The sequence below is a fragment of the Gammaproteobacteria bacterium genome, assembly GCA_028817225.1.
GTDB lineage: Bacteria > Pseudomonadota > Gammaproteobacteria > Poriferisulfidales > Oxydemutatoraceae > Oxydemutator.
In genome coordinates this window covers 61,492-87,707 of record JAPPQC010000011.1, presented here as the reverse complement: position 1 = coordinate 87,707, position 26,216 = coordinate 61,492, and the positions used below count along the sequence as shown (strand labels likewise).

The window sequence follows — 26,216 nt, the reverse complement described above, 5'->3', positions numbered from 1 at the left end:
CCCCGCGGCGGACAAACGATGAACCGCTCCGGCAAACATATTCTGCTGCTGCCCGGCGACGGCATCGGGCCGGAGGTGGTCGCCGAGGCCGTCAAGGTCATTGAGCATTTGCGCGGCGTCGGCGAGATCGCCGTTGACTACGACTACGGGCTGATTGGCGGCAGCGCCTGCGACGAGTGCGGCAGCCCGCTGCCCGGCGAGACGCTTGAGGCGGCGCGGCGCAGCGACGCGGTGCTGATGGGCGCGGTCGGCGGGCCGCAATATGAGAGCCTGGCGCGTGAACTGCGCCCGGAGCAGGGGCTGCTTGCGATACGCCGCGAACTCGGCCTGTTCGCCAACCTGCGCCCGGCGCTGTCGTTCGCGCCGCTGGCCGCGAGTTCGGCGCTGAAAGAGGAGAAAGTCTCCGGCCTCGACCTGTTGATTGTGCGCGAACTGACCGGCGGTGTTTATTTCGGCGAACCGCGCGGCATTCGCACCGCCGCCGGCGGCCTGCGCGAGGGCTACAACACGATGATTTACCGCGAGGACGAGATCGAGCGCATCGCCAGGGTCGCGTTTGAGGCGGCGCAAAAGCGCGGCGGGCGGCTGTGCTCGGTGGACAAGGCCAATGTGCTCGAGGTGTCGGAGTTGTGGCGCGATGTCGTCACGCGCGTCGCGCGCGACTATCCCGGCGTTCGCCTGAGCCATCTTTATGTGGACAACGCCGCGATGCAACTGGTGCGCGAGCCGAAGCAGTTTGATGTGATCGTCACTTCCAACCTGTTCGGCGACATTCTGTCGGATCTGGCGGCGATGCTGACCGGCTCCATCGGCCTGCTGCCGTCGGCGTCGCTGAACGGCGCCGGCGCCGGCCTCTACGAGCCGGTGCACGGCTCGGCGCCCGACATCGCCGGGCGCCAGGCCGCCAACCCGCTGGCCGCGATTCTGTCGCTGGCGATGCTGCTGCGCCATTCGCTCGGCCTGCCCGAAGCGGCGGCGCGGCTTGAGCGCGCGGTGGCGGCGGCGCTGGCGCGCGTTCGCACCGCCGACATCGCCGGCGGCCTGCCGGCGGTGTCAACGGCGCGGATGGGCGACGCCGTGGTGGAATGTTATGCTGAGTGAATGGCGGTGAAAAAAGTCAATGTGGCGGTTGTCGGCGCGACCGGCGCCGTCGGCGCGACGATGCGCCGGGTGCTGGAGGAGCGCGATTTTCCGGTCGCCCGGTTGCACCTGCTGGCGAGCGCCCGCTCGGCGGGCGCGGCGCTGGATTTCAGGGGCCGCAAAGTCGCCGTCGCCGACCTTGAGGCGTTTGATTTCGCCGGCGTTGACATCGCGCTGTTCTCGGCGGGCGCGGCGGTGTCGGAGCGCCACGCGCCGCGCGCCGCCGCCGCCGGCTGCGTCGTCGTGGACAACACCTCGCACTTTCGCCGCGACGACGACATTCCGCTGGTCGTGCCCGAGGTCAACCCCGAAGCGCTCGCGCACTACGCCAACCGCGGCATCGTCGCCAACCCGAACTGCTCGACGATTCAGATGGTGGTTGCGCTGAAACCGCTGCACGACCGCTTTCGCATCACGCGCATCAATGTCGCGACCTACCAGGCGGTGTCCGGCGCCGGGCGGCGCGCGGTCGAGGAAATGCTGGCGCAGACGCGCGCGCTGCTCGACGGGAAGCCGGCGACGGGTGACATGTACCCGAAGCGCATCGCGTTCAACGCGCTGCCGCAGATTGATGTGTTTCTCGACAACGGCTACACCAGAGAGGAAATGAAGATGGTCTGGGAGACCCGCAAGATATTCGGCGACGACGCCATCCGCGTCAACCCGACGACGGTGCGCGTGCCGGTCGTGCACGGCCATTCGGAGGCGGTGCACATCGAGTGCGAACGCGATGTGGACCTCGGCGAGGCGCGCGCGGCGCTGGCGTCCGCCGCCGGCGTCACGCTGATGGACGAGCGCCGCGACGGCGGCTACCCGACGGCGGCGACCGACGCCGACGGCAGCGACGATGTCTTCGTCGGGCGTCTTCGCAAGGACATCTCGCATCCGCGCGGGCTGGACTTGTGGGTCGTCAGCGACAATTTACGCAAGGGCGCGGCCACCAACAGCGTGCAGATCGCGGAGCACCTGCTGCGCGAACACCTCGCCGCCGGGCATTGCGCGTGAAACGCCTCGCGCTGCCGCTGCTGCTGCTGTGCCCGGCGCTGCACGCGCTGGAACTGGGCGAGCCGGTTGTCGAGAGCGTTCCCGGCGAGACGCTCGACGCCCGCATTCCGCTGCTGGAAATCAGCGCCGCCGGGCACGATGTGCTGCGCCTGATACGCACCGACCGCGCGGCCTACGCCGAGACCGGGCTGGACTATGCGCCGCTGCACGACCGCATCGTGATGGAACTGGTGCCGGCGGCGACGCCGCCGCATGTCGCCGTCAGCAGCATCGGGCCGGTCAACGAGGCCGCGTTCAACCTGCTGCTTGGCATTGTGCATCCGAACGGCACGCTGCTGGAGCCGGTGCGTATTGTGCTGGGCGCGCCGCCGCCGCCGCCGCCGCCGGCGGTGATGACGCCGCCCGAAGTGCTGGCGCGCCTGCTGGCGTTGCTGGCCGGGGATTCCGGCAGGCCGCGCACCGAGGTGTTTTCCGAACTCAAGCGGCTGGCGGACGGGCGTTCGTACAACCCGGGTGAAAAACACCTGGTGATGCGCTTTCTGCGGACCGATTTTGCGCCGGACTTTGTGGACGGCGTCGCCGCGCTGCTGGACGGCGACGCCGCGGTTGTTTTCGGGCGCCGCCTTGACGACGGGCGCAGCGCCTTCGCGCTGTCCGAGGCGCTGTTCGGCGACAGCCAGTATGCGGTGCTGGGCAATCTGCTGGCGGCGGGCACCGTCAGCGCGATGCATGAAGGCGAGAATGTGCCGCAGCGCCTTGTCTATCTGAAAGAGAAGATTGCGGCGCTTGAAAACCGGATTGTGGAATTGGGCCACGCGCTCGACCGCGCCGGGCGCGATGACACCGGGGCGGCGCCGCGCAGCCGCTGGTGGAACATTCTGCACGCCGTGCTGGTGGAGTACGGCTGGGACAACCGCCGCCTGCTGACGCAGCCGGTGTGGACGGGCTTCGCCGCTTTCTGGGGCGTGTTGGCGCTGCTGCTGATGTGGCGGCAGTGGCGGCGTCTGCGCGCGGCGTCGTCAATGGCGCGCTCGATTGAGGCGATGATCAAGCAGCCGCTGGAGTCGTCGCCTGCGTCGTCCGCGTCGTCGTCGCCGTCGTCCGCATCGCCATCGCCGCCGTCCGCATCGCCATCGCCGCCGTCGTCATCTCCGGCGTCTTCGGCTCCGCCACCTTCGTCGTCGCCATCTCCGACGCCTGCGGCTTCGGCGCCGCCATCGTCATCTCCGACGCCGCCGGCGCCGCCATCGTCGCCGTCATCGCCGCCGCCGTCCGGTGGTGTTCTGCCCGGGCAGCGGGAACTGGAACGCATCAGAGGCGGCGGCGGCGAAGACGCCGGGCAAGGCGGCGGCGAGGTGGCCGGCAAACTGCATCTGGCCTATGTCTATATCGAAATCGGCGAGACCGGCAAGGCCGCGGCGCTGCTCAATGAGGTTATCCGCGGCGGCGACGCGAGCCAGGTTGAACGGGCGCGTCAGTTGCAGGGAAAACTCGGGTGAAGTTTGCGGTATGCCTGGAGTACGACGGAGCGGATTTTTCCGGATGGCAGAGCCAGTCGCACGCGCGCAGCGTTCAGGACTGCGTTGAGGCCGCGCTGTCGGCGGTCGCCGACCACGAGGTCAAGGTGGTTTGCGCCGGGCGCACCGACGCCGGCGTTCACGCCACCGGCCAGATTGTGCATTTTGAGTCCGCCGCCACGCGCGCCGAAGACGACTGGCGGCGCGGCGCCAACAGCCATCTGCCGGACGATGTGCGCGCGCGCTGGGTGCGGGCGGTGGCCGGTGATTTTCACGCGCGTTTCAGCGCGCTGCGGCGGCGTTACCGCTATGTGATACTGAACGCGCCGGCGGCGTCGGCGCTGCTGCGCCGCCTCACCGCGCCGGTGCGCCGCCCGCTCGAGGCCGGCGCGATGCACGCCGCCGCGCAGGCGCTGGTCGGCGAGCACGACTTCAGCGGCTACCGCGGCGCCGGCTGCCGCTCGCGGACGCCGATGCGCCGCGTTGAAAGCGTGGCTGTCCGCCGCGACGGGCGCTTTGTCTATGTGGATATCTGCGCCAACGCCTTCTTGCAGCACATGGTCAGGAACATCGTCGGCGTGCTGGTGGAGATCGGCTGCGGCGACCGCCCGCGCGATGACGCGCGCCGGGTGCTTGAATGGCGCGACCGCACGCGCGGCGGCGTCACCGCCGAAGGCGCCGGCCTCTACCTGGTTGCGATAGAATACGACGCGCGTTACGCCCTGCCGGGCGACGCCGTCTGGCCGCGCTTTTGAGGCGCCGCCAGGCCCGGATGAATCATGGCCCTGATTGTTGAAAAATTCGGCGGCTCGTCGGTCGGTTCGGTCGAGCGCATCCGCCATGTCGCCTCGATTGTCGCGGCGGACCGCGGGCGCGGCGACGATGTCGTCGTCGTGCTGTCGGCGATGAGCGGCGAGACCGACCGCCTGCTGGAACTGGCCGCGCGCGTGGATGCGCGCTGCCGGGGCCGCGAACTCGACATGCTGCTGGCCACCGGCGAGCAGGCGAGCGCCGCGCTGCTGGCGATGGCGCTGGCGGGCGAGGGCGTCGCCGCGGTTTCGCTGACCGGCGCGCAGGCGCGCATCCTGACCGACGGCGTCTGGAACCGCGCGCGCATCACCGGCATCGAGGACGGCGCGATTCGCCGCCATCTCGACGCCGGCAAGGCGGTGATCGTCGCCGGCTTTCAGGGCGTGGACGGCGGCGGCAACATCACGACGCTCGGGCGCGGCGGTTCCGACACCAGCGCCGTCGCCGTCGCCGCCGCGCTCGGCGCGCGCGAGTGCCGCATCTACAGCGATGTGGACGGCGTCTATACGACCGACCCGCGCGTCGAGAACAAGGCGCGGCGCCTCGACCGGATCACCTTCGAGGAAATGCTCGAGATGGCGAGCCTCGGCTCGAAGATACTGCAGATACGCTCGGTTGAACTGGCGGGCAAGTATAATGTGCCGCTGAGGGTGCTCTCGACCTTCCGTCCGGGGCCGGGCACCCGCATCACCTACGAGGAAAATAACTTGGAAAATCCGGGGATTGCGGGCATTGCGTTCCAGCGCGACGAGGCCCAGTTGACGGTGCGCGGCGTGCCCGACAAGCCGGGCGTCGCGGCCAGGATACTGGGGCCGGTCGCCGACGACAACATCGAGGTGGACATGATCGTCCAGAATGTCGGCTCGCGCGACGGCACCGCCGATTTCACCTTCACCGTTCACCGCCGCGACTACGAGCGCGCCAGCGCGATTCTGGAGAAGACGGTGGCCGCGCTCGGCGCCGGGCGCGTCCTCGGCGACGACTCCATCGTCAAGGTTTCGCTGGTGGGCGTCGGCATGCGTTCGCACTCGGGCGTGGCGTCGAAGATGTTTCGCGCGCTCGCCGGCGAGGGAATTGACATCCGCATGATCTCGACTTCCGAGATCAAGATTTCGGTGGTGCTCGAGGAGAAAAACATGGAAACCGCGGTGCGCGTTCTGCACGACGCCTTTCAACTGGAAAGCGGCGGTGTGTTGTGAGCGCCTGTCAGCGCTTGCTCTGCGGGCCGTTTTTGTTTTGCGGTATAATGGGCGCTCAAACCACGAGAGGTTTTCAAGTGTTGATTTTAACCAGAAGGGTGGGAGAAGCCCTGATGATTGGTGACGATGTGACAATCACCATTCTCGGTGTGCGCGGCGGCCAGATTCGCGTCGGCGTCAGCGCGCCGAAGGAGACGCCGGTGCACCGCGAGGAAGTGTATGAGAAGATGCGGAAAGAAGGCGCCGCGCCCGTCCCGCAGGCTTCCATCGGCGCCGCGTCCGAAGACACCGCCCCGCAGGCCGAAAGAATCTGACCCGCCCCGGTCCGGGACGCGGGAAATGCCGTGCTGTGATTGCCGCCGGAGAGATGGCCGAGTGGTTGAAGGCGCTCCCCTGCTAAGGGAGTATGGGGTGATGAGCCTCATCGAGGGTTCGAATCCCTCTCTCTCCGCCAGTCGCTGAGGCCGCGCGTGGCGGTGGAACGGGCCTGGCAAAAGACCGTGTGGATGTACTGGGAGAACCCTCCCGGTTGTTCCAAACCCGTCTGGCTGGACTTGTGCCTGGAGACCATCCGCAGGCGTTTGGGCTCGTGGGAGTTGAAACTGCTGGATGAAAACACCGTCACGGATTTCCTCGATCTTCCGTGGGTGGTGTTGAAGGCGCCCATTCTTCTGGATATCAAGGCGGATTACATACGATATGCATTGCTGCACCGCTACGGCGGCCTGTGGCTTGACTGCGATTTCATTCTGTTGAAAGAGATTGACGAACTGGCCGCTCCGCTGGAGCGGGCGGATTTTGTCATCTGCGCGAACAAAGACAAACAAGGCGGGTTGGGCCTGATTCATACCAACGTGCTGGGCTCTGTTCGCGGTTGCGGCATCCTCGGAGAAGCCTTGTCCATGATGGATGGCGCGCTGGGGCGTTCCTGGTTGAGACCGAAGCGCAGGCTGAAATACCTGATCAAGCGGTGTTTTCCGCCTGTTTTGACGCCGTTCGCCGCGGAGAAAGGCCCGGCGATGTTCAGACGCATTCTGCCAAAATATCCATTCCATTCGTATCCCGCCCGCAGATTCGGGCCGAACTGGTCGAAACACGAGGTCTATTACCGGGAAATGGACAACATCAACGACTGGCTGAAGGACGATCCGTTCGGCTTTAACCTGTGGAACAGCGGCGGCATGGGCGAGGCGCTGAAGGACAAAACCCGCGAACAACTGCTGGGCGGCCGGTCGCTGCTGTCGCATCTTTTCCGGCTGGCGCTGGAAGAACCGGCGGCGGGCTGATTTGTTTTCCGGCGCAACAAGCTTTTTGGCCGGAAGAGGTTTCCGGGCATTGACTGCAACCGGATTTGCCGGGCCTTGAATTCACGGGCGGCGGCGATGGAGCGGGCGTATCAAAAGACCGTGTGGATGTACTGGGAGAACCCTCCCGGTTGTTCCAAACCCGTCTGGCTGGACTTGTGCCTGGAGACCATCCGCAGGCGTTTGGGCTCGTGGGAGTTGAAACTGCTGGATGAAAACACCGTCACGGATTTCCTCGATCTTCCGTGGGTGGTGTTGAAGGCGCCCATTCTTCTGGATATCAAGGCGGATTACATACGATATGCATTGCTGCACCGCTACGGCGGCCTGTGGCTTGACTGCGATTTCATTCTGTTGAAAGAGATTGACGAACTGGCCGCTCCGCTGGAGCGGGCGGATTTTGTCATCTGCGCGGACAAAGACGAACAAGGCGGGTTGGGCGTGATTCATACCAGCATGCTGGCCTCTGTTCGGGGTTGCGGCATCCCCGGGGAAGCCTTGTCCATGATGGATTACGCCTTGGGCCGTTCCGGGTGGTGGGGGCCGAGACGCAAGTGGGGATACCTGCGAAGGCGCTATTTGTCGCGTATGTTTCCGGAGCCGTTTGCCGCGGAGAAAGGCCCGGCGATGTTCAGCCGCATTCTGCCAAAATATCCATTCTATGCGGTTCCGGCCCGCCGATTCGGGCCGAACTGGTCGAAGCGCGAGGTCTATTACCGCGAAGTGGACGACATCAACGACTGGCTGAAGGACGATCCGTTCGGCTTTACGCTGTACAACAGCGGCGGCATGGGCAAGGCGCTGAAGGACAAAACCCGCGAGCAACTGCTGAGCGGCCGGTCGCTGCTGTCGCATCTTTTCCGGCTGGCGCTGCAAGAGCCGGCGGCGGGCTGATTTCGGCGGCGTTTTGCCTTGTTGCCGGGCGCGGGAAGGGGTGAAACCGGCGGTCAGGCGCCTGCGTCAACCACCAGCCAGTTTTTTGCGACCAGCGCCGGGATGGCGCGGCTGATGGCGCCGCCCGCCAGGCCGTCGTCGTGCAGGTTGTCGGCCAAGGTTTCAAGCCAGGCGGCTTTGCGCCGCCCGTGTCGTTGCCGGATTATACCGGACTCCGGTTCAAGTGAGTCGGCCGGTAAGCCGGGTTCTGTCGAGAACGGTCATTCATCTGGGACGCATGTCGCCATGCGCCTCTTGCGGTTTACCCGGAAGCGCACACGGGCCGTGTGCCGCGCAACGCGCTTGCCTCCCTATTCAACCTTGCTCCAGGCGGGGTTTACCCTGCCACCGGTGTTGCCACCGGCGCGGTGCGCTCTTACCGCACCTTTTCACCCTTACCGCGCCCGCAGGCGCGGCGGTGTATTTTCTGTGGCACTTTCCATGGGCTCGCGCCCTCCAGGCGTTACCTGGCGCCCTGCCCTGTGGAGCCCGGACTTTCCTCTGTGCAACCACAGCGACCGTCTGGCCGACTCGCGCGTAGCATAGCATGTGTTGTACCATTCGCACCGGACATGATGAAAAACAACCGCGATTCCGCGCCGGGCGGCGATGGAAACCATTGAACATCTGGCGCAAATCAAGCGCTCGCACGACCGCTACAACCGGCTGCTGACCGTGGCGCTGGCGGCGGCGGTGTGCCTGGCCGGCGTGCTGTTGTGGCGCGGCGGCGTGCCGCTGCTGGACGAACACAAGCCCGGCGTCGGCCTCGCCATCATGTTTCTGGCCTTTGTTTTTTACAAGATTCCGTACGCCGCCTACCGCCTGAACCGCCGCCGCCACGGCGCCGACGGCGAAAGCCTGCGCCTGATGGGCGCCAACTGGCGGCAGTACAAGGCCAGAATCCTGCAGCAGGCGCCGCGCTGAGGCGGCGGCGGAAGGGCTTTATAATGGCCGTAGCGTGCGAAAGTGGCGGAACCGGCAGACGCGCCGGCTTTAGGAGCCGGTGGGGAAACTACTCCCTGTGAGAGTTCGAATCTCTCCTTTCGCACCACCGCCGCGCCGCTGATGGAAGGCGCCGTTCAAGGTTATAATCCGTTTCTGCCGCGCAGAACAACGGTTTGTGGCGGCGGAACCATGGTTTGTTGATGGATTTCTCGATTGAAACGGCGGGGCCTCTCGGGCGCAAACTGCACATCCGGGTCGCCGCCGAAGAGGTGCGCGGGCAGGTCGAGAAGCGCCTGCGAAAGTTGTGCAAGAGCGTTCGCCTCGACGGCTTTCGCCCCGGCAAGGCGCCGCTGCGGATTGTCGAGCAGCGTTTCGGGGGCAGGGTCTTCAGCGAGGTCGCGAGCGACTTGATGCAGTCGAATTACACCGAGGTGCTGCAAAAGGAATTGCTGAAACCGGCGGGCTACCCGCGTTTTGAGGAAGTCCGGGCGGAGCCGGGCCGCGACCTGGAGTTCACCGCCAGCATCGAGGTGTACCCCGAGTTTGAGGCGGCGCCGATGGAGAGCGCCGTCATTGAAAAGCCGGTGGCCGGGGTCACGGCGGCGGATGTGGAGCAGATGGTCGAGCGCGTCCGCAAAAACCGCGCCGACTGGAAGACGGTTTCACGCCCGGCGCGCGCCGGCGACCGCCTGACGCTGAATTTTGGCCGCGCCGGTGAAGGCGGCGCCGGCGACAGCGCCGGTGGCGGCGAAGACGCCGGCGGCGGCGGAGAGGGTGTTGGCGGCGCCGGTGAGAACGCCGCCGCTGGTGCGGACGCCGCCGGGCAGGGCGCGCCGTCCGACCGCCCGGAAGAAGTCACGGTGGAACTGGGCGCGTCCGGCGTCCCGTCCGCATTCAACGAAGACCTTGCGGGCGTGTGCGCGGGCGACCGCCGCCGCGTGCGCGTGCCGACCGGCGACGGCGGCGAGGCGGAGCGCGAAGTGGCCGTGCACGCGGTCGAGGAACCTGTCCTGCCGGCGCTCGACGAGGCGTTTTTCAGCGCGTGCGGCGTCAAGTCCGGCGGCCTCGACGGGCTGCGCGCGATGCTGCGCGAAGGCATGGAAAACGAATTGCGCGCGCGCCTCGCGCAACTGCTGAAACAGCGCGTGATGGCCGCGCTGCTTGAACACAACGAATTTGATGTGCCCGCCGTCATGGTCGAGCAGGAAATCGCGACGATGCGCAAGGAGGCGGCGAGCCGCTTCCGGATGAAGGAGGAAGACGGCGCGCGCCTGCCGGCGGAACTGTTCCGCGACGAGGCGCTGCGCCGCGTGCGCCTCGGCCTGCTGCTGCACCGCTACGCCGAGCAGCACGACATCCGCGCCGACCGCGCGTCCTTCGAGGCGCGGCTCGACGAACTGGCGGCGTCGTACGAAGACCCCGAAAGCGTCAAGAACCACTACCGCGGCAACGAACGGATGCGCCGCGCGGTCGAGGCCCTCGCCGTCGAGGACCAGGTCATCGCGCGGGTGCTTGAAGCGGCGCAGGTCAGTGAAAAAACCTGTTCTTTTGATGAAATTGTCCACACCGGCCCGGAGAAAACCAGCCATGCAACACAGTGAACCCACAGGGAACCTGGTTCCCATCGTCGTCGAGCAGACCTCGCGCGGCGAACGCTCATATGACATCTACTCGCGCCTGCTGAAGGAGCGCGTCATCTTCATCGTCGGCGCCATCGAGGACCACATGGCGAACCTCGTCATCGCCCAGATTCTTTTTCTCGAGTCCGAGAACCCGGAAAAGGACATTTCGCTGTACATCAATTCCCCCGGCGGCTCGGTGTCGGCGGGGCTTGCAATCTACGACACGATGCAGTTTACAAAACCCGACATCAGCACGCTGTGCATCGGCCAGGCGGCGAGCATGGGCGCGCTGCTGCTGGCCGGCGGCGCGCACGGCAAGCGCCATGCGCTGCCCCATTCCAAAATCCTGATTCACCAGCCGCTCGGCGGCTTTCAGGGGCAGGCCACCGATGTGGATATTCACGCGAAGGAAATCCTGAAGGTGCGCGACCAGGTCAACCGCATCCTGGCCGAGCACACCGGGCAGGACGCCGCGCGCATCGCCGGCGACACCGAGCGCGACCGCTTCATGGATTCGCGGGAAGCCCGTGAATACGGCATTGTGGACAAGATCCTGCTGCACCGGGAATCCTGATGTTTGCCAAAACGCGCCGTTTGTGTTTTATTGAGGCGTCGGGCCGGAGGTTGTCATGAGCAAGGATCGGGGAAAACTGCTGTATTGTTCTTTTTGCGGCAAGAGCCAGCGGGAGGCGCGCAAGTTGATTGCGGGGCCGTCCGTCTTCATCTGCAACGAGTGCATTGACCTGTGCAACGAGATTCTGCGCGAGGAGATGGGGGAAGGCCCGCTCTACGACGGGCGCGACCTGCTGAAGCCGCGCGAGATCAAGGGCGAACTCGACCAGTATGTCATCGGCCAGGAATACGCGAAGAAAGTCCTCGCGGTCGCCGTCTATAATCATTACAAACGCCTGCTGAGCGAAAAAGAGAAGAGCGCCGGCGTCGAACTTTCCAAGAGCAACATCCTGCTGATCGGCCCGACCGGCTCCGGCAAGACGCTGCTGGCGCAGACGCTGGCGAAACTGCTGAATGTGCCTTTCACGATCGCCGATGCGACGACGCTGACCGAGGCCGGCTATGTCGGCGAGGATGTCGAGAACATCATCCAGAAACTGCTGCAGAAGGCCGACTACGACATTGAGAAGGCGCAGCGCGGCATCGTCTATATTGACGAAATAGACAAAATATCGCGCAAATCGGACAACCCGTCCATCACCCGCGATGTCTCCGGCGAGGGCGTCCAGCAGGCGCTGCTCAAGTTGATCGAGGGCACGGTGGCTTCGGTGCCGCCGCAGGGCGGGCGCAAGCACCCGCACCAGGAATTCCTGCAGGTGGACACCTCCAATGTGCTGTTCATTTGCGGCGGCGCTTTCGCCGGCCTTGAAAAGGTCATCCGGCGGCGCACCGACAAGAGCAGCATCGGCTTCTCGGCGGAAATCAGGGACGCCGCCGACGGCGCCGTGCTGACCGGGATTCTGAAGAAGGTCGAGTCGGAGGACCTGATCAACTACGGTCTGATTCCGGAGTTCGTCGGGCGCCTCGCGGTGACCGCGGTGCTTGAGGAACTCGACGAGAACGCGCTGGTGCGCATCCTGACCGAGCCGCGCAGCGCGCTGGTCAAGCAGTACCGCTACCTGTTCGGCATGGAAAAGGTCGAACTGGAGTTCAAGCAGGAGGCCCTGCGCACGGTGGCGCGCAAGGCGAGGGAGAAGAAAACCGGCGCGCGCGGCCTGCGCAGCATCCTCGAGAACATCCTGCTGGACACGATGTACGAACTGCCGTCGGCGAAAAATGTCGAAAAAGTGGTGGTGGACAGCAGCGTCGTCGAGGGCGCGAACGCGCCTTTCCGCCTCTACCGGGGCGCCGCGGGCGCCTGGGAAAAGGCCGTCTGACGCCGAAATTGGCCGGGCAATTGCAATGGCCGGAATTGCCCCCATAATACGGGGACAACCGTTGTTTTTTGCGAGGTAATCCAATGTCTGAATATCAACGCGAAACCGCCGCCGGGGACGTCATCGAAATGGTGCCGGTTCTGCCGCTGCGCGATGTCGTCGTCTATCCCTACATGGCGGTGCCGCTGTTCGTCGGGCGCGAGAAGTCGGTCAGGGCGCTGGAAGCGGCGATGCGCGACGACAAGCAAATCATGCTGGTGACCCAGAAGGCGGCGGAGAACGAGGACCCCGGCACCGACGACATCTACCATGTCGGCACGCTGGCGACGATACTGCAACTGCTGAAACTGCCGGACGGCACCATCAAGGTGCTGGTCGAGGGCGAGTTGCGCGCCAGGGTGCTGCACTTTGTCGAGGACGACGATTACCTGAAAGGCGACCTCAAGGTGCTGAAGCCGTATTCGTCGGAAGACGCCAAGAAACTCGAGGCCGCGTCGCGCTCGCTGTTCAGCCAGTTTGAGCACTATGTGAAACTCAACAAGAAAGTGCCGGCGGAGCTGCTGCAATCGCTCGCCGGAATCGAGGATCCGGGCCGGCTGGCGGACTCAATCGCGGCCCACATGTCGCTGAAAATAGACGAGAAACAGAAACTCCTCGAGATCGCCGACGAGTACCGGCGGCTTGAGCACATCCTGTCGCTGGTGGCCGAGGAACTCGATGTGCTGCAAATCGAGAAGAAGATTCGCAACCGCGTCCAGAAGCAGATGGAGAAAAGCCAGCGCGAGTACTACCTCAACGAGCAGATGAAGGCGGTGCAGCAGGAACTGGGCGAACTCGACAATGTCCCGAACGAGACCGAGGAATACCGCGCCAAGATCAAGAAGGCGGGCATGCCCGCCGAGGTTCGCAAGAAGGCCGAGGCCGAGGTCAACAAACTGAGCATGATGACGCCGATGTCGGCGGAGGCCACGGTCGTGCGCAACTACCTCGACTGGCTGGTGGGCCTGCCGTGGAAGAAGAAGTCCAAGATCAAGAAGGATTTGCACGCCGCCGAGCAGATTCTGGAGGAGGACCACTACGGCCTCGACAAGGTCAAGGAGAGAATTCTCGAATACCTCGCCGTCAACCAGAGGGCGAAGACCATCAAGGGCCCGATTCTGTGCCTGACGGGGCCGCCCGGCGTCGGCAAGACCTCGCTGGGCCGCTCCATCGCGCGCGCCACCGGGCGCAAGTTCTCGCGCATGGCCCTCGGCGGGGTGCGCGACGAGGCCGAGATACGCGGCCACCGCCGCACCTATGTCGGCGCGCTGCCCGGCAAGTTGATTCAGAACCTGTCCAAGGCCGGCGTCAGAAACCCGCTGTTTCTGCTCGACGAGGTGGACAAGATGTCGATGGATTTCAGGGGCGACCCGGCCTCGGCGCTGCTCGAGGTGCTCGACCCGGAGCAGAACCACACCTTCGCCGACCACTACCTCGAGGTCGAGTTCGACCTGTCCGATGTGATGTTTGTCTGCACCGCCAACAGTCTGAACATCCCGCCGCCGCTGCTCGACCGCATGGAGGTCATCCGCCTGCCCGGCTACACCGAGGATGAAAAACTCAATATCGCGTCGCGCTACCTGATACCGAAGCAGACCGAAGACAGCGGCCTCAGCAACAAGGAAATCGCCTTCTCGCCGGCGGCCATTCGCAGCATCATTCGCTACTACACCCGCGAGGCCGGCGTGCGCGGGCTGGAGCGCGAGATCGCGAAAATCTGCCGCAAGGTCGTGAAGTCGCTGCTGATGAACCGGGACAAGGGCCCGGCCAAGTCCGTCCACATCCAGCCGCGTTCGCTCGAGAAATACCTCGGCGTTCGCAAGTACCGCTACGGCGTCGCCGACGAGGAGGACCGCATCGGCCAGGTCAACGGCCTGGCGTGGACCGAGGTCGGCGGCGAATTGCTGACGGTGGAGGCCGCGATCATGACCGGCAAGGGCAAACTGACCCACACCGGGCAGTTGGGCGATGTCATGCAGGAATCGGTGCGCGCCGCGATGACGGTGGTGCGAAGCCGCACCGACGCGCTCGGCATTCAGCCCGACTTTTACGAAACCCGCGACATTCATGTGCATGTGCCCGAAGGCGCCACGCCGAAGGACGGCCCGAGCGCCGGTGTCGCGATGTGCACCGCGATTGCGTCGGCGCTGACGAGAATCCCGGTGCGCTCCGATGTCGCGATGACCGGCGAAATTACGCTGCGCGGCGAGGTGCTGGCCATCGGCGGCCTCAAGGAGAAGTTGCTGGCGGCGCTGCGCGCCCGCGTGCAAACGGTGCTGATTCCGGAGGAGAACAAGAAAGACCTGAAGGAAATCCCGTCGAATATCCGCAGCAAACTGGATATCCGCCCGGTGCGCTGGATAGACGAGGTGCTGGAGGCGGCGCTGACCGAGATGCCGTCGCCGGCTGATTTCAGCGGCGAGGGCAAGCCGCTGGACGACGCCCCGGCGAAAAAAATCCCTACAAAATCAAGCCGTTCAACGGAAGTGCAGCGCCATTGAGGCGCCCCGGAGCGCACAAATCCGGTGGCGGGCCGTTTTTTATTGTAGAATTGCCCCCGCCGCAGGGCTTTTGACTGCCTGCGCAAGCGGAAAGCGTTGTGCGGCGGCGCCTGGTTTCAGGCGGCGCCGAGGCAACGGGGGAAGCAACCGGCGGCATAAACGTAACTTTCATTATCCAGAATAAGGAGAAACAGAGAATAATGAATAAATCTGAGTTAATTGAAGCAGTCGCGGACGATGCGGACTTGTCCAAGGCGGATGCATCGCGTGCCGTGGACGCCGTTGTCGGCTGCATCACCCGCAGTCTGAGGAAGGGAGAGCAGGTGACCGTCGTCGGTTTCGGCACTTTCCTGGTCCGTCAGCGCAGCGCCCGCAGCGGGCGCAATCCCCGCACCGGCGAGAGCATTCAGATTGCCGCCAGCAAGGTGCCCGCTTTCAAGGCCGGCAAGAGCCTGAAGGAGTCGCTGAACTGACGCCCCGCCGGGTTTGGGGTGCTTAGCTCAGCGGGTAGAGCACCGCCCTTACAAGGCGGAAGTCGGGGGTTCAAGTCCCTCAGCACCCATCGGGTTCCGGGAGTGGTAGTTCAGTTGGTTAGAATACCGGCCTGTCACGCCGGGGGTCGCGGGTTCGAGTCCCGTCCACTCCGCCACCGGTTTCGCGGTTTCCGTGGCAACGGCCGGTAATTGATCCTGTAATGGGGGCGGTCGCACCGCCCCCATTGTTTTTTCCGCGGAATTTGTCTCGCGTTATCAAAGATGCTTCTGAAAATCAGGGAAAAGGCGACCGGCTGGATTGCCTACACCATCGTGACGCTGATTGCGATACCTTTCGCGCTGTGGGGCATTCAGCAGTATTTCGGGTGGAGCGACGCGCCGACGGCGCTTTCCATCGGCGATGTCGAGATCAGCAGCGCCCAGATCGCCAGCAATTTCGCGCAGCGCAAGCGCGACATCGAGGCCGGGTCGCAGGGCGCGGCGATGCCGCCGGACAACGCCATTCTGTCGCAGGTCATCAGCGACCGCCTCGGGCAGGAACTGCTGACCCAGGCGGCGGACCGCTACCGCTACGAGGTGGCGGATTCGACGCTGGCGAAAATGATTGCCGAATTGCCCCAGTTTCAGAGCGACGGCCGTTTCGACCCGCGCCAGTACACGCTGTTCCTGCAATCGCAGCGCATTCCGAAGACCGCCTTTGAGAACAACTACCGCCGCCAACTGAAGCGCTCCCAGTTTCTTGAGGTGGTGCGGGAGTCGAGTTTCGTTCTCAAGAGCGAGCGGGAACAGTACGAGAAGTTGTTCAGCCAGGAGCGGAAGGTGCGCTATGTGACCGTCGCCAGCGACAACTTTCTCGAACCCGGCGGCGTCGGCGACGAAGAGGCGCAGGCTTATTACGAGCAGAACAGGGAGCAATACCGGTCGCCGCTGCAGGTGCGCTTTCGCTACATCGAGATTCAGGTGGACGACCTGGTCTCCGGCGAGGCCGTCGGCGACGAGGAAGTCCGGGAATACTACGAGACCCGCGCCGACGAGTTTGCGACGCCGGAAAAACGCCGCGTCCGCTACATTCTCGTTTCCGGCGAGCAGCGCGACGAAGGGGGGATGGCCGCGCGCCTGGATGAGATCACCGGCAGAATCGCCGAAGGCGCCGATTTCGCCGGGTTGGCGAAGGAATACTCCGACGACACGCTGACCGCCGAATCCGGCGGTGAATTGCCGCCGATGTCGGAGGACGAGGTCACCGACGAGGCCGTCCGCGCCGCCGTCTTCGGCCTCGCCGAAGGGGAGGTCAGCGAGCCGGTCGAGGGCGAATTCGGCTATCAGATTTTTCAACTTGCCGAAATCACGCCGCGCGAGGAAAAAACGTTTGACGAGGTGCGCGAGGAACTGGAGGAGTCGCTGAAGTACGAGCGCGCCGAGCAGCAATACGCCGGCCTCGTAACCGACATCAACCGCATTTCCTACGAACAGGGCGAGTTGTTTTTCCGGATTATGGCCCGGGCGTACCCGGGTATTCCCGTCGAGGTGACGCCGTGGCTTGACGCCGACAAGGAGGAGGGGCTGCTCGCCTGGCCGAGAGCCAGGCAGGTCGCGCTGACGCGCCTGCTGGCCGGCGAGGAACTGAACAGCGGGCTGGTCGAGGTGGATCGCGGCCACGCGCTGTTTTTCTCCGTCGCCGAGCGGCAGCCTTCGACGCAACTGGCGTTTGACGCCGTCAGGGAGGATGTCGTCGCGACGCTGGTCGCTCGCCGCGCCGCGGAGACGGCGCGCAAGCGCCACCAGGAATGGCTGAACCAGCTGAGAACGGGCGGCAAGACGCTGGACCAGTTGGCGGGCGACGGCGTGTTTGAGATTGTGGACGCCGGCTACATCAACCGCTACGACAGCGAATTGCCCGCCGATGTCGTCAAAACCGCCTTTGTGACGGATGCGCCGGTTGCCGGGCCGCCGGTTTATGTCGCCGCGCAGGACGGCGGCGAGCCGGTCATCGTCGAGTTGTCGGCGGTGCGTGAAGGCGACGAACTGGAGCCGGAGTCCCTCTCGTTCGCCGGGCGCGAGACGCAGGCCGTGCTGGAAAGCCTGCGCGATGTGTTCGAGGTCAGGCTGCATCCCGACGAATTGCAGAAGTTGACCGAATCCCTGTAAACTGAAACTGAAACCGGAACCGAAACCGAAACCGCACCGGAGCGCCGACATGAAAAAAATCCCCCTGCACTGGCAAATCCTGATTGCATTGATTCTGGCCGTCGTCGTCGGGCTGCCGACGACGACCGAAACCATGCTGTTCGGCGTGCGGCTCTACGACATCATGGGCTTTTTCGGCCAGATGTTCATGAACGCGCTCAGGATGATCGTCATTCCGCTGGTGTTCGCGTCCATCGTCTCCGGCGTCGCGTCGGTCGCAGGCGACCACGGCTTCGGGCGCCTCGGCGCCAAGACCTTCGTCTATTATCTCGCCACCAGCCTGTTCTCGATTGTCACCGGCCTGACGCTGGTCAACCTGATTCAGCCCGGCGCCTTTTTCACCGGCGACCCGGAGAGCCTCGGCCTGTCAACCGATGCGTCCGAGGTCATGGAGAAAGTCGGCGGGCGCGGCTTCGGCGACCTCGTCGGCGTGTTTCTGCGGATGATTCCGGTCAATGTGTTCCAGGCCGCCGCCGAGGGCCAGTTTCTCGCGGTGATTTTCTTCGCGGTGCTGTTCGGCTACTTCACGGCCAAGGTGCGCGAGGAATTCGCGTCGCCGATGGTGGATTTCTGGGAGGCGATGTACCGGGTCATGATGAAAATCACGCTGTGGGTCATCAAATTCGCGCCCATCGGCGTGTTCGCGCTGGTCGGCAAGGTGGTGATGTCTTCCGGGCTGGATGTGTTCAAGATTCTGCTGCTGTTTTTCATCACCGTGCTGTCGGCGCTCGCGGTGCACTTTTTCGTCGTGCTGCCGCTGATTCTGCGCTTCGCCGCGGGGATTTCCCCGGTCGCCTATGTCAAGGCGATGCTGCCCGCCGTGCTGATGGCGTTCTCGACCGCGTCTTCGTCCTCGACGCTGCCGGTCACGATGGAGTGCGCCCGCGACCGCGTCGGCGCCTCGAACCGCGTCAGCGGCTTTGTGCTGCCGCTGGGGGCGACCGTCAACATGGACGGCACCGCGCTCTACGAGTGCGTCGCCGTCATATTCATCGCCCAGGTGTACGGCGTTGAACTGGACATTGCGACGCAGTTCATCGTCGTGATGCTGGCGCTGCTGACCTCGGTCGGCGTCGCTGGCGTGCCCGCCGCGAGCCTCGTCGCCATCACGCTGATTCTGGCCGCCGTCGGCCTGCCGGTCGAGGCCATCGCGCTGATACTCGCGGTGGACCGCGTGCTCGACATGTGCCGCACCAGCGTCAATGTGTACAGCGACGCCTGCGCCACCGGCGTCGTCGCGCGCAGCGAGAAGGAAAAACTGCTGGTCTGACGCCCGCCTGCGGGCGGCGCCCCGGCGGCGATTGTCGGTCTAACGCCCGCCTGCGGGCGATTGCGGGCCGGCGCTCATGCCGATGAGGTTGTAGCCGGCGTCCACATGCAGGATTTCGCCGGTGACGCCGCTGGCGCAGTCCGAGCACAGAAAAGCCGCGGCGTTGCCGACCTCGTCTATCGAGACATTCCTGCGGAGCGGCGCGGTGCGCTCGACATGCTCCAGCATCTTGCGGAAATCGCCGATGCCGGAGGCGGCCAGCGTCTTGATCGGCCCCGCCGAAATCGCGTTAACGCGCGTGCCCTGCGGCCCGAGGCAGTCGGCGAGATAGCGAACATTGGCCTCGAGGCTCGCCTTGGCAAGCCCCATCACATTGTAGTTCGGCACGACTTTCTCGGCGCCGTAGTAGGTCAGCGTCAGCACCGCGCCGCCGGATTGCATCAGCGGCCTGGCGCCCGCCGCCAGCGCCGTCAGGCTGTAGCAACTGGTCTCGTGCGCCGTCGTGAAGCCGGCGCGGCTGGCGTTGCCGACATAGTCGCCGCCGAGTTCCTCGCGCGGCGCGTAGGCGATGGAATGCACCAGGATGTCCAGTTGCGGCCAGCGTTCGCCGAGCGCCGCGAACAGCGCGGTGATTTCGGCGTCGTTCTGCACATCGCACGGCAGCGTGATGCCGGCGCCGCATTGCGCGGCGAGTTCCTCGACGCGCCCGCGCAGCCGCTCGTTCTGAAAGGTGAAGGCCAGTTCGGCGCCTTCGCGCCGCATCGCCTGCGCGATGCCCCACGCGATCGAGCGGTTACCGGCGACGCCGGTGATCAGCGCGCGTTTTCCGTCCAGCAGTTTCATCAAGGTTTCTCCTGGCAGCGGCCTCACGGGCCGGGGTTGAAGGTTGCGTGTTCCCGGAACCACATTTCGGCGGCCTTGGCGGCGGCGGCGACCGAATGCACATCCTTGTAAAAAGTGTCAATCCGGTCGTAGTCGCCGTTGAATTTTCCGGCATAGACCGGGAATTCAATGCCGCCGTCCCACGCCACCAGGATGTCGGTTTCCCGGTTATAGAAGACGACGGCGCCGGCGCCGACGATGTCCTGCAGTTCCATTTTTCGCGGCCTATCATAGCAGAAGCGGGGCCGTCCGCCCGCCGGTGTGCGCGGCGCGCACGCGGCGCATATAATGGGCGGCAATGACCGCCCCTCTCCGAATCTGCCGAATCTGCCGGGTCTGCGTCGTTGCCGCGGCGGCGCTGTCGCTGGCGGGCTGCGGCGAAGGCGCGTGGAACAACCCCTACGCCGGCGCCGCCGACGGCGACATCCTGTATTCGGGGTTTTCCGAGCGCCCCAAGCATTTTGATCCGGCGCGCTCCTACAGTTCCAACGAGTACGCGGTGCTGGGGCAGGTCGTTGAGCCGGTGCTGCACTACCACTACCTGAAACGCCCGTATGAATTGCAGCCGCTGACGGCGGCGGTGATGCCGCGGGTGACGCACTTCGACGCCGGCGGGCGCGTCACGCGCGACGACGGCGCCGTCGCCACCACCGCCTACGACATTGAGATACGGCCCGGCATCCGCTACCAGCCGCACCCGGCCTTCGCGCGCAAGGCGGGCGGCGGCTACCGTTACCGGCCCGTCACCGAGGCGCAACTGGACGATGTGCACGAACTGTCGGACTTCGCCGAGACCGGCAGCCGCGAACTGCGCGCCGCCGACTACGCCTACCAGATCAAGCGCCTCGCCGACCCCGCCGTGCACTCGCCGATTGCCGGCATCCTCGCCCGCCACCTTGTCGGTTTCGCCGATTTGCGCGCGCGCCTGACCGAGGCGAGAAAGACGCTCGCGCCGGGCGCGTGGCTGGATTTGCGCGCGTTTGACATGGAGGGCGTCACGGTGCTCGGGCCGCACCGCTACCGGGTCATGGTGCGCGCCGGTTACCCGCAGTTCATCTACTGGCTGGCGATGCCCTTCTTTGCGCCGATGCCGTGGGAGGCCGACGCTTTTCACAGCCAGCCCGGCTTTGAGGAGCGCAACCTGACGCTCGACTGGTACCCGGTCGGCACCGGCGCCTACATGCTGACCGAGAACAACCCGAACCTGCGGATGGTGCTGGAGCGCAACCCCAACTTCCGCGCCGACCACTACCCGCTTGAAGGCGAGGACGGCGACGCCGCGCGCGGCCTGCTGAAAGACGCCGGCGCCAGGCTGCCGTTCATCGACAAGGTCATCTACAGCCTGGAGAAGGAGAATATTCCCTACTGGAACAAGTTTCTGCAGGGTTACTACGACCGCGCCGGCATCAGTTCCGACAGTTTCGACCAGGCGGTGCAGTTGGGGCAGGGCGGCGAGTTTGAACTGACCGAAGGCATGCGCGCGCGCGGCATCCGGCTGTCGGTCGCCTACTCGACCTCGATCTACTACACCGGCTTCAACATGCTCGACCCCGTCGTCGGCGGCGACAGCGAGCGCGCGCGCAAACTGCGCCTCGCCCTGTCCATTGCGATGGACACCGGCGAGTTCATCTCGATCTTCCAGAACGGGCGCGGCATCCCGGCGCAGGGGCCGCTGCCGCCGGGCATCTTCGGCCACCGCGACGGCGAGGCCGGCGTCAACCGCCGCGTCTATGACTGGCGCGGCGGGCGCGCCGTGCGCAAGCCGCTGGCCGAGGCGCGCCGCCTGCTCGCCGAGGCCGGCTACAAGGACGGCATGGACCGCGAGACCGGCAAGCCGCTGGTGCTCTACTTCGACGCGACCGGCATCGGCCCCGACGCCAAGTCGTGGCTTAACTGGGTGCGAAAGCAGTTCGCGAAACTCGATCTTCAACTGGTCATGCGCAACACCGACTGGAACCGCTTTCAGGACAAAATGCGGGAAGGCAACGCGCAGATTTTCCGGCTCGGCTGGAACGCCGACTACCCCGACCCGGAGAACTTTTTTTTCCTGCTCTACGGGCCGAACTCGAAAGTGGCGCACCAGGGCGAAAACGCCGCGAATTACCGCAACCCGCGTTTTGACCGGCTGTTTGAGGAGATGCGCAGTCTGCCGAACACGCCGCGCCGCCTGGAGTTGATTGACGAGATGAACGAGGTGCTGCGCCGCGACGCGCCGTGGATCTGGGGCTTTCACCCCAAGTCCTTCGTGCTGCACCACGAATGGCTCGCCAACGCCAAGCCGAACCTGATGGCGCACAACGGCCTGAAGTACCTGAAGCTCGACAGCGCGCGGCGCGCCCGCCTGCGCGACGAATGGAACCGCCCGCGCACCGGCCCGGTCGCCGTTCTCGCCGGCGCGCTGGCGCTGTTCCTGATGCCGGCGGTCGCAATCTACCGCAGGCGCCGCCGCGAGACCGTGCTGTGATCGCCTACATCGTCCGCCGCGCGCTGTATGCGCTGCCGATTCTGGTCGGCGTCAACATACTGACATTCTCGCTGTTCTTCATCGTCAACTCGCCCGACGACATCGCGCGCATGCACCTGGGGCACCGCCATGTGACGCAGGAGCAGGTGGATTTGTGGAAGCGCGACCGCGGCTACGACCGCCCGCTGTTCTACAACGCCGGCGCGCCGGGCGGGTCGCGTCTGTCCGACACGATTTTCTTCGACGAGTCGCTGCGCCTGTTCGTGTTTGACTTCGGGCGCTCCGACAGCGGCAGGGACATCGGCTACGACATCCGCCAGCGCATGTGGCCGAGCCTCGCCATCGCGGTGCCGACGCTGCTGATCGGCATTCTCGTCAACATCACCTTCGCGCTGGTCATGGTCTTCTTCCGCGCGACCTATGTGGATTTCTGGTCGGTGATGCTGTGCATCGTGCTGATGTCCGTGTCCGGGCTGTTCTACATCATCGGCGGCCAGTATGCGGTCGGCAAGTTGCTGAAACTGGTGCCGATATCGGGTTACGACGGCGGCTGGTCGGCGTTTCGCTTCGTGCTGCTGCCGGTCGTCATCGGCGTCGTCTCCGGCATCGGCGCCGGCAGCCGCTGGTACCGGACGATTTTTCTCGAGGAGGCGGGCAAGGATTATGTCCGCACCGCGCGCGCCAGGGGGGTGGGTGAATTCGCGATTCTGTTCCGCCACATCCTGCCGAACGCGCTGATACCGATTCTGACCGGCGTCGTCGTCATATTGCCGCTGCTGTTCATGGGCAGCCTGATTATCGAGTCTTTCTTCGGCATTCCCGGCCTCGGCAGTTACACGATAGACGCGATTGCGCGCCAGGACTTTTCCATTGTGCGCTCGATGGTTTTTCTCGGCTCGGTGCTGTACATCGCCGGTTTGCTGCTGACCGACATTTCCTACACTTTTGTCGATCCGCGGGTGAGGCTGAACTGATGCCGGTGGTGCTGCTGACCGACGCCTTCTTCTTCGCGTTGATTGCGCTGACGGCGCTCTATGCGTTTTATGTGTCGAGAAGGCCGCACCTGCAAGCCGCCTGGCGCAAACTGGCGCGCGACCGCTCGGCGATGGTGTCGCTGACGGTCATCGCGTTCTACTTCGCCGTCGCGCTGCTCGACTCGCTGCATTTCAGGCCGCTCATCGAGACCGCCGAAACCGCAAGGAACGGCGAGGCCGTCTATTCCAACGAGGTCGTCAGCGTGTTTGACCGGCTGGTGTCGCCGCTCGGCGAGCGTTTCGAGAAGACCTATTCCGGGCCGCTGGCGGTGCACGCCTATGTCAAGGAAATGGTCGAGGAGGACGGCGTGCGCCGGCATGTCTATCCGCGCCTGGAGCACGGCGGCGCCGCGCTGGCGGACCCGGGCCGGGCGGCGGCGGACATCGCCTGGCGCGCCGCCGTGTGGGGCCTCGCCGGGCTGCTGTCGTGCGCCGCATTGCTGGCGCTGCTGTGCCTCGCGGTGGCCGGGCCGCGGCGCGCGCCGGCGGCGATGCGCGCCGTCGTCTGCAACACCACCGGCGGCCTGCCGCTGCGCGCCGTCGCTATTACCGTCGCGCTGATTGTGGTCGCGATTTTTATCGTCGTCGGGATTGGCCGCGAATACCATGTGCTCGGCACCGACAAGATCGGCGGCGATGTGCTGTACCAGGCGCTCAAGAGCGTGCGCACCGGCTTTCTGATTGGCACGCTGACGACGCTGATCATGCTGCCCTTCGCGCTGGCGCTCGGCGTCTGCGCCGGTTATTTCCTGGGATGGGTGGACGATGTCATCCAGTATCTCTACACGACGCTGAACTCGATTCCGGGCGTGCTGCTGGTGGCGGCGATGGTGCTGATGCTGCAACTGTACATGGACCAGCACGGCGACCGCTTCAACGACCTGGTGACGCGCGCCGACACGCGGCTGCTGTTTCTGTGCGCCATCCTGGGGATTACCAGTTGGACCGGGCTGTGCCGGCTGCTGCGCGCCGAAACGCTGAAAGTCAGGGAAATGGACTACATTGACGCGGCGCGCGCGCTCGGCGTCGCCCGCCCGCTGATACTGCTGCGCCATGTCCTGCCGAATGTGATGCACATCGTCGTCATCACCGTCGCCCTCGACTTCAGCGGCCTGGTGCTGGCCGAGGCGGTGCTGTCGTATGTCAACATCGGCGTTGACCCGACGATGCACAGTTGGGGCAACATGATCAACAGCGCGCGCCTTGAGATGGCGCGCGAGCCGGCGGTGTGGTGGCCGCTGCTCGCCGCCATGGTGTTTCTTTTCGGGCTGGTGCTGTGCGCCAACCTGTTCGCCGACGGCGTCCGCAACGCGTTCGATCCGAGGAGCGAATGGAACCGCTCCTGAGCGTGCGCGGTTTGCGCGTCGAGACGGCGGCGCCGGGGCGGCGCGAGACGCTGCTGCGGGACATCGCGTTCGACATCGGCCCCGGCGAAAGTTTCGCGCTGCTCGGCGAGTCGGGTTCCGGCAAGTCGCTGACGGCGCTGTCCATCCTGCGCCTGCTGCCCGACGGCCTGCGCGTGCGCGGCGGCGCGGTGCGGCTGCACGGCCGGAATCTGCTGAGGCGCCCCGAGATGGCGATGCGCGAGGTGCGCGGCGGCAGCATCGGCATGATCTTCCAGGAGCCGATGACCTCGCTGAACCCGGTGCTGACGGCGGGCCGCCAGTTGACCGAGGCGCTCGGCCTGCACCGCGGCGCGCGCGGGCGCGACGCGCGGCGCACGGCGCTGCAACTGCTGGGCGAGGTCGGCATTGACGACGCCGAGCGCGTGTTCGCCTCCCACCCGCACGAGTTGTCGGGCGGCATGAAACAGCGGGTGATGATCGCGGCGGCGCTCGCCGGCGAGCCCGAGTTGCTGATTGCCGACGAACCGACGACCGCGCTCGATGTCACGATACAGGCGCAGGTGCTCGACCTGCTGAAAAAACTGCAAGCCGACCGCGGCATGGCGATGCTGTTCATCTCGCACGACCTGTCGGTGGTCTCGTCCATCGCCGGGCGCATCGCGGTGATGCGCGACGGCGAGATTCTGGAGCAGGCCGGCGCCGGCGAATTTTTCAGCCGCGCGCGCCACGACTACAGCCGCCGCCTGTGCACGATGCTGCCGGGGCGCGACAAGCGCGGCCTGTCGCTGTTTGACGGCGCGCGCCTGCCGCCGCCGCAAGGCGGCGAACCACTGGCCGAGGTGCGTAATCTCGCGGTTCATTTTCCGGTCAGGAAGGGCGTGTTCAAGCGCACCGTCGGCCACATCAAGGCCGTGGACGGCGTTTCGTTCGCGCTGCGGCGCGGGCGCACGCTGGCGCTGGTCGGCGAATCCGGCAGCGGCAAGACGACGATTGCGCGCGCGCTGCTCGGCTTGGTCGAGCCGACCGCGGGCGAACTGCGCCTTGAGCAGCCGGGCGGCGCCGCGCGCGGCGCCGGCAACGCCTGGCAACGGCTCAGGCGCCGCGCGCAAATCGTCTTTCAGGATCCGTTCTCGTCGCTGAATCCGAAAATGCAGGTCGAGCAACTGGTCGGCGAGGGCTTGCGCGCGCGCCACGCCGCGCGCGGCGGCGCGCTGCGCGAACGGGTGGCGGCGCTGCTGGCGCAGGTCGGCCTGTCGCCCGATTGCATGCACCGCCACCCGCACCAGTTTTCCGGCGGCCAGCGCCAGCGCATCTGCATCGCGCGGGCGCTCGCGGTGGAGCCGGAGTTGATCATCTGGGACGAGCCGACCAGCGCGCTCGATGTCTCGGTGCAGGCGCGCATTCTCGACCTGTTCCTGCGGTTGCAGGCCGACCTCGGCCTGAGTTATCTGTTCATCACGCACGACATCTCGGTGGTGGCCTACATGGCGCACGAAGTGGCCGTGGTGTACCGCGGGCGCATCGTCGAGCAGGGGCAAACCGAGCCGCTGCTGGACGCGCCGGGCCACCGTTACACGAGGGAATTGCTGTCGGCGGTGCCCGCGCTGCCCGCTTTTGCCGCATAATAGGCGGGCA

The 26,216-nt window shown here is 65.4% G+C and carries 22 protein-coding genes, 4 tRNA genes and 1 other RNA gene; 24 read left to right on the top strand and 3 right to left on the bottom strand.

The features are described 5' to 3' along the window. Positions 1-18 precede the first annotated feature (18 nt). The 9 genes from leuB (at position 19) to OXU50_01360 (ending at position 7,869) form a co-directional block, all read left to right on the top strand. Positions 19-1,101, top strand: a complete 1,083-nt coding sequence (gene leuB / locus OXU50_01400; protein ID MDD9868544.1) for a 3-isopropylmalate dehydrogenase — start codon at positions 19-21, stop codon at positions 1,099-1,101. Next, positions 1,102-2,145: an aspartate-semialdehyde dehydrogenase gene (locus OXU50_01395; protein ID MDD9868543.1), complete on the top strand. Its 1,044-nt coding sequence runs from the start codon at positions 1,102-1,104 to the stop codon at positions 2,143-2,145. It abuts the gene before it with no gap. Then, positions 2,142-3,644 (top strand): hypothetical protein, encoded by a 1,503-nt coding sequence (locus tag OXU50_01390; protein ID MDD9868542.1) that lies wholly within the window; start codon positions 2,142-2,144, stop codon positions 3,642-3,644. Before OXU50_01395 ends, OXU50_01390 begins: the two co-directional genes overlap by 4 nt. After that, the gene (truA, locus tag OXU50_01385) at positions 3,641-4,417 is read left to right on the top strand and encodes a tRNA pseudouridine(38-40) synthase TruA (GenBank protein MDD9868541.1); all 777 of its coding nucleotides are present in this window, start codon (positions 3,641-3,643) and stop codon (positions 4,415-4,417) included. Before OXU50_01390 ends, truA begins: the two co-directional genes overlap by 4 nt. Before the next feature lie 24 nt (positions 4,418-4,441). Then, entirely contained in the window at positions 4,442-5,671 is a 1,230-nt protein-coding gene (locus OXU50_01380; GenBank protein ID MDD9868540.1) for an aspartate kinase, read from the top strand. Positions 5,672-5,748: 77 nt separating this feature from the next. Beyond that, entirely contained in the window at positions 5,749-5,985 is a 237-nt protein-coding gene (gene csrA / locus OXU50_01375) for a carbon storage regulator CsrA (GenBank protein ID MDD9868539.1), read from the top strand. Positions 5,986-6,032: 47 nt separating this feature from the next. Next, positions 6,033-6,125: transfer RNA gene (locus OXU50_01370), tRNA-Ser, on the top strand. Positions 6,126-6,147: 22 nt separating this feature from the next. Continuing rightward, positions 6,148-6,957, top strand: coding sequence for a glycosyltransferase (locus OXU50_01365; protein ID MDD9868538.1), 810 nt, complete (start codon positions 6,148-6,150; stop codon positions 6,955-6,957). A gap of 96 nt (positions 6,958-7,053) precedes the next feature. Continuing rightward, positions 7,054-7,869, top strand: a complete 816-nt coding sequence (locus OXU50_01360; GenBank protein ID MDD9868537.1) for a glycosyltransferase — start codon at positions 7,054-7,056, stop codon at positions 7,867-7,869. Between the two features lie 220 nt (positions 7,870-8,089). On the opposite strand, the gene rnpB is transcribed toward OXU50_01360, so the two are convergent. Beyond that, an RNA gene (rnpB, locus tag OXU50_01355) (RNase P RNA component class A) lies at positions 8,090-8,442 on the bottom strand. A 75-nt stretch (positions 8,443-8,517) separates the two neighbouring features. On the opposite strand from rnpB, the gene OXU50_01350 reads away from it, so the two are divergent. The 11 genes from OXU50_01350 to OXU50_01300 all read left to right on the top strand — a co-directional run bounded on the left by OXU50_01350 (position 8,518) and on the right by OXU50_01300 (position 18,855). After that, the gene (locus OXU50_01350) at positions 8,518-8,832 is read left to right on the top strand and encodes a hypothetical protein (protein ID MDD9868536.1); all 315 of its coding nucleotides are present in this window, start codon (positions 8,518-8,520) and stop codon (positions 8,830-8,832) included. Between the two features lie 36 nt (positions 8,833-8,868). Next, positions 8,869-8,959 (top strand) — tRNA-Leu (locus tag OXU50_01345). Between the two features lie 94 nt (positions 8,960-9,053). Beyond that, positions 9,054-10,454, top strand: coding sequence for a trigger factor (locus OXU50_01340; GenBank protein MDD9868535.1), 1,401 nt, complete (start codon positions 9,054-9,056; stop codon positions 10,452-10,454). Positions 10,455-10,467: 13 nt separating this feature from the next. Next, complete coding sequence (gene clpP, locus OXU50_01335) at positions 10,468-11,049, top strand: ATP-dependent Clp endopeptidase proteolytic subunit ClpP (protein MDD9868534.1); 582 nt, start codon at positions 10,468-10,470, stop codon at positions 11,047-11,049. A gap of 55 nt (positions 11,050-11,104) precedes the next feature. Continuing rightward, a complete protein-coding gene (gene clpX / locus OXU50_01330; protein ID MDD9868533.1) occupies positions 11,105-12,364 on the top strand; it encodes an ATP-dependent Clp protease ATP-binding subunit ClpX in 1,260 nt (419 codons plus the stop codon). 83 nt (positions 12,365-12,447) lie between these two features. Continuing rightward, entirely contained in the window at positions 12,448-14,904 is a 2,457-nt protein-coding gene (lon, locus tag OXU50_01325) for an endopeptidase La (GenBank protein ID MDD9868532.1), read from the top strand. 173 nt (positions 14,905-15,077) lie between these two features. Continuing rightward, positions 15,078-15,377, top strand: a complete 300-nt coding sequence (locus OXU50_01320; GenBank protein ID MDD9868531.1) for an HU family DNA-binding protein — start codon at positions 15,078-15,080, stop codon at positions 15,375-15,377. A 16-nt stretch (positions 15,378-15,393) separates the two neighbouring features. Then, positions 15,394-15,466: transfer RNA gene (locus OXU50_01315), tRNA-Val, on the top strand. A 10-nt stretch (positions 15,467-15,476) separates the two neighbouring features. Beyond that, positions 15,477-15,553, top strand: a tRNA-Asp gene (locus tag OXU50_01310). Between the two features lie 106 nt (positions 15,554-15,659). Beyond that, positions 15,660-17,546, top strand: coding sequence for a SurA N-terminal domain-containing protein (locus tag OXU50_01305; protein ID MDD9868530.1), 1,887 nt, complete (start codon positions 15,660-15,662; stop codon positions 17,544-17,546). A 49-nt stretch (positions 17,547-17,595) separates the two neighbouring features. Then, on the top strand, positions 17,596-18,855 hold the full coding sequence (locus OXU50_01300) for a dicarboxylate/amino acid:cation symporter (GenBank protein ID MDD9868529.1): 1,260 nt from the start codon (positions 17,596-17,598) through the stop codon (positions 18,853-18,855). 39 nt (positions 18,856-18,894) lie between these two features. On the opposite strand, the gene OXU50_01295 is transcribed toward OXU50_01300, so the two are convergent. Together OXU50_01295 and OXU50_01290 are read right to left on the bottom strand one after the other, a co-directional pair. After that, positions 18,895-19,698, bottom strand: coding sequence for an enoyl-ACP reductase (locus tag OXU50_01295; protein ID MDD9868528.1), 804 nt, complete (start codon positions 19,696-19,698; stop codon positions 18,895-18,897). A gap of 23 nt (positions 19,699-19,721) precedes the next feature. Beyond that, entirely contained in the window at positions 19,722-19,952 is a 231-nt protein-coding gene (locus tag OXU50_01290; protein ID MDD9868527.1) for a hypothetical protein, read from the bottom strand. An 83-nt stretch (positions 19,953-20,035) separates the two neighbouring features. On the opposite strand from OXU50_01290, the gene OXU50_01285 reads away from it, so the two are divergent. From OXU50_01285 to OXU50_01270, 4 genes are read left to right on the top strand one after another with little or no spacing between them, the layout of a single operon-like run. Then, positions 20,036-22,201 (top strand): ABC transporter substrate-binding protein, encoded by a 2,166-nt coding sequence (locus OXU50_01285; protein MDD9868526.1) that lies wholly within the window; start codon positions 20,036-20,038, stop codon positions 22,199-22,201. Beyond that, positions 22,198-23,175 (top strand): ABC transporter permease, encoded by a 978-nt coding sequence (locus OXU50_01280; GenBank protein ID MDD9868525.1) that lies wholly within the window; start codon positions 22,198-22,200, stop codon positions 23,173-23,175. Before OXU50_01285 ends, OXU50_01280 begins: the two co-directional genes overlap by 4 nt. Next, positions 23,175-24,581: an ABC transporter permease gene (locus OXU50_01275; protein MDD9868524.1), complete on the top strand. Its 1,407-nt coding sequence runs from the start codon at positions 23,175-23,177 to the stop codon at positions 24,579-24,581. The genes OXU50_01280 and OXU50_01275 overlap by 1 nt, the downstream gene beginning before the upstream one ends. Next, complete coding sequence (locus OXU50_01270; protein MDD9868523.1) at positions 24,566-26,206, top strand: ABC transporter ATP-binding protein; 1,641 nt, start codon at positions 24,566-24,568, stop codon at positions 26,204-26,206. The genes OXU50_01275 and OXU50_01270 overlap by 16 nt, the downstream gene beginning before the upstream one ends. Positions 26,207-26,216: the final 10 nt, after the last annotated feature.

Coding starts and splice junctions, on each gene's coding strand:
- OXU50_01395 (MDD9868543.1), top strand. CDS start 1,102: ATGGCGGTGAAAAAAGTCAATGTGGCGGTTGTCGGCGCGACCGGCGCC.
- leuB (MDD9868544.1), top strand. CDS start 19: ATGAACCGCTCCGGCAAACATATTCTGCTGCTGCCCGGCGACGGCATC.
- OXU50_01340 (MDD9868535.1), top strand. CDS start 9,054: ATGGATTTCTCGATTGAAACGGCGGGGCCTCTCGGGCGCAAACTGCAC.
- lon (MDD9868532.1), top strand. CDS start 12,448: ATGTCTGAATATCAACGCGAAACCGCCGCCGGGGACGTCATCGAAATG.
- OXU50_01285 (MDD9868526.1), top strand. CDS start 20,036: ATGACCGCCCCTCTCCGAATCTGCCGAATCTGCCGGGTCTGCGTCGTT.
- OXU50_01300 (MDD9868529.1), top strand. CDS start 17,596: ATGAAAAAAATCCCCCTGCACTGGCAAATCCTGATTGCATTGATTCTG.
- OXU50_01360 (MDD9868537.1), top strand. CDS start 7,054: ATGGAGCGGGCGTATCAAAAGACCGTGTGGATGTACTGGGAGAACCCT.
- OXU50_01290 (MDD9868527.1), bottom strand. CDS start 19,952: ATGGAACTGCAGGACATCGTCGGCGCCGGCGCCGTCGTCTTCTATAAC.
- OXU50_01295 (MDD9868528.1), bottom strand. CDS start 19,698: ATGAAACTGCTGGACGGAAAACGCGCGCTGATCACCGGCGTCGCCGGT.
- OXU50_01380 (MDD9868540.1), top strand. CDS start 4,442: ATGGCCCTGATTGTTGAAAAATTCGGCGGCTCGTCGGTCGGTTCGGTC.
- OXU50_01275 (MDD9868524.1), top strand. CDS start 23,175: ATGCCGGTGGTGCTGCTGACCGACGCCTTCTTCTTCGCGTTGATTGCG.
- OXU50_01350 (MDD9868536.1), top strand. CDS start 8,518: ATGGAAACCATTGAACATCTGGCGCAAATCAAGCGCTCGCACGACCGC.
- OXU50_01305 (MDD9868530.1), top strand. CDS start 15,660: ATGCTTCTGAAAATCAGGGAAAAGGCGACCGGCTGGATTGCCTACACC.
- OXU50_01270 (MDD9868523.1), top strand. CDS start 24,566: ATGGAACCGCTCCTGAGCGTGCGCGGTTTGCGCGTCGAGACGGCGGCG.
- clpX (MDD9868533.1), top strand. CDS start 11,105: ATGAGCAAGGATCGGGGAAAACTGCTGTATTGTTCTTTTTGCGGCAAG.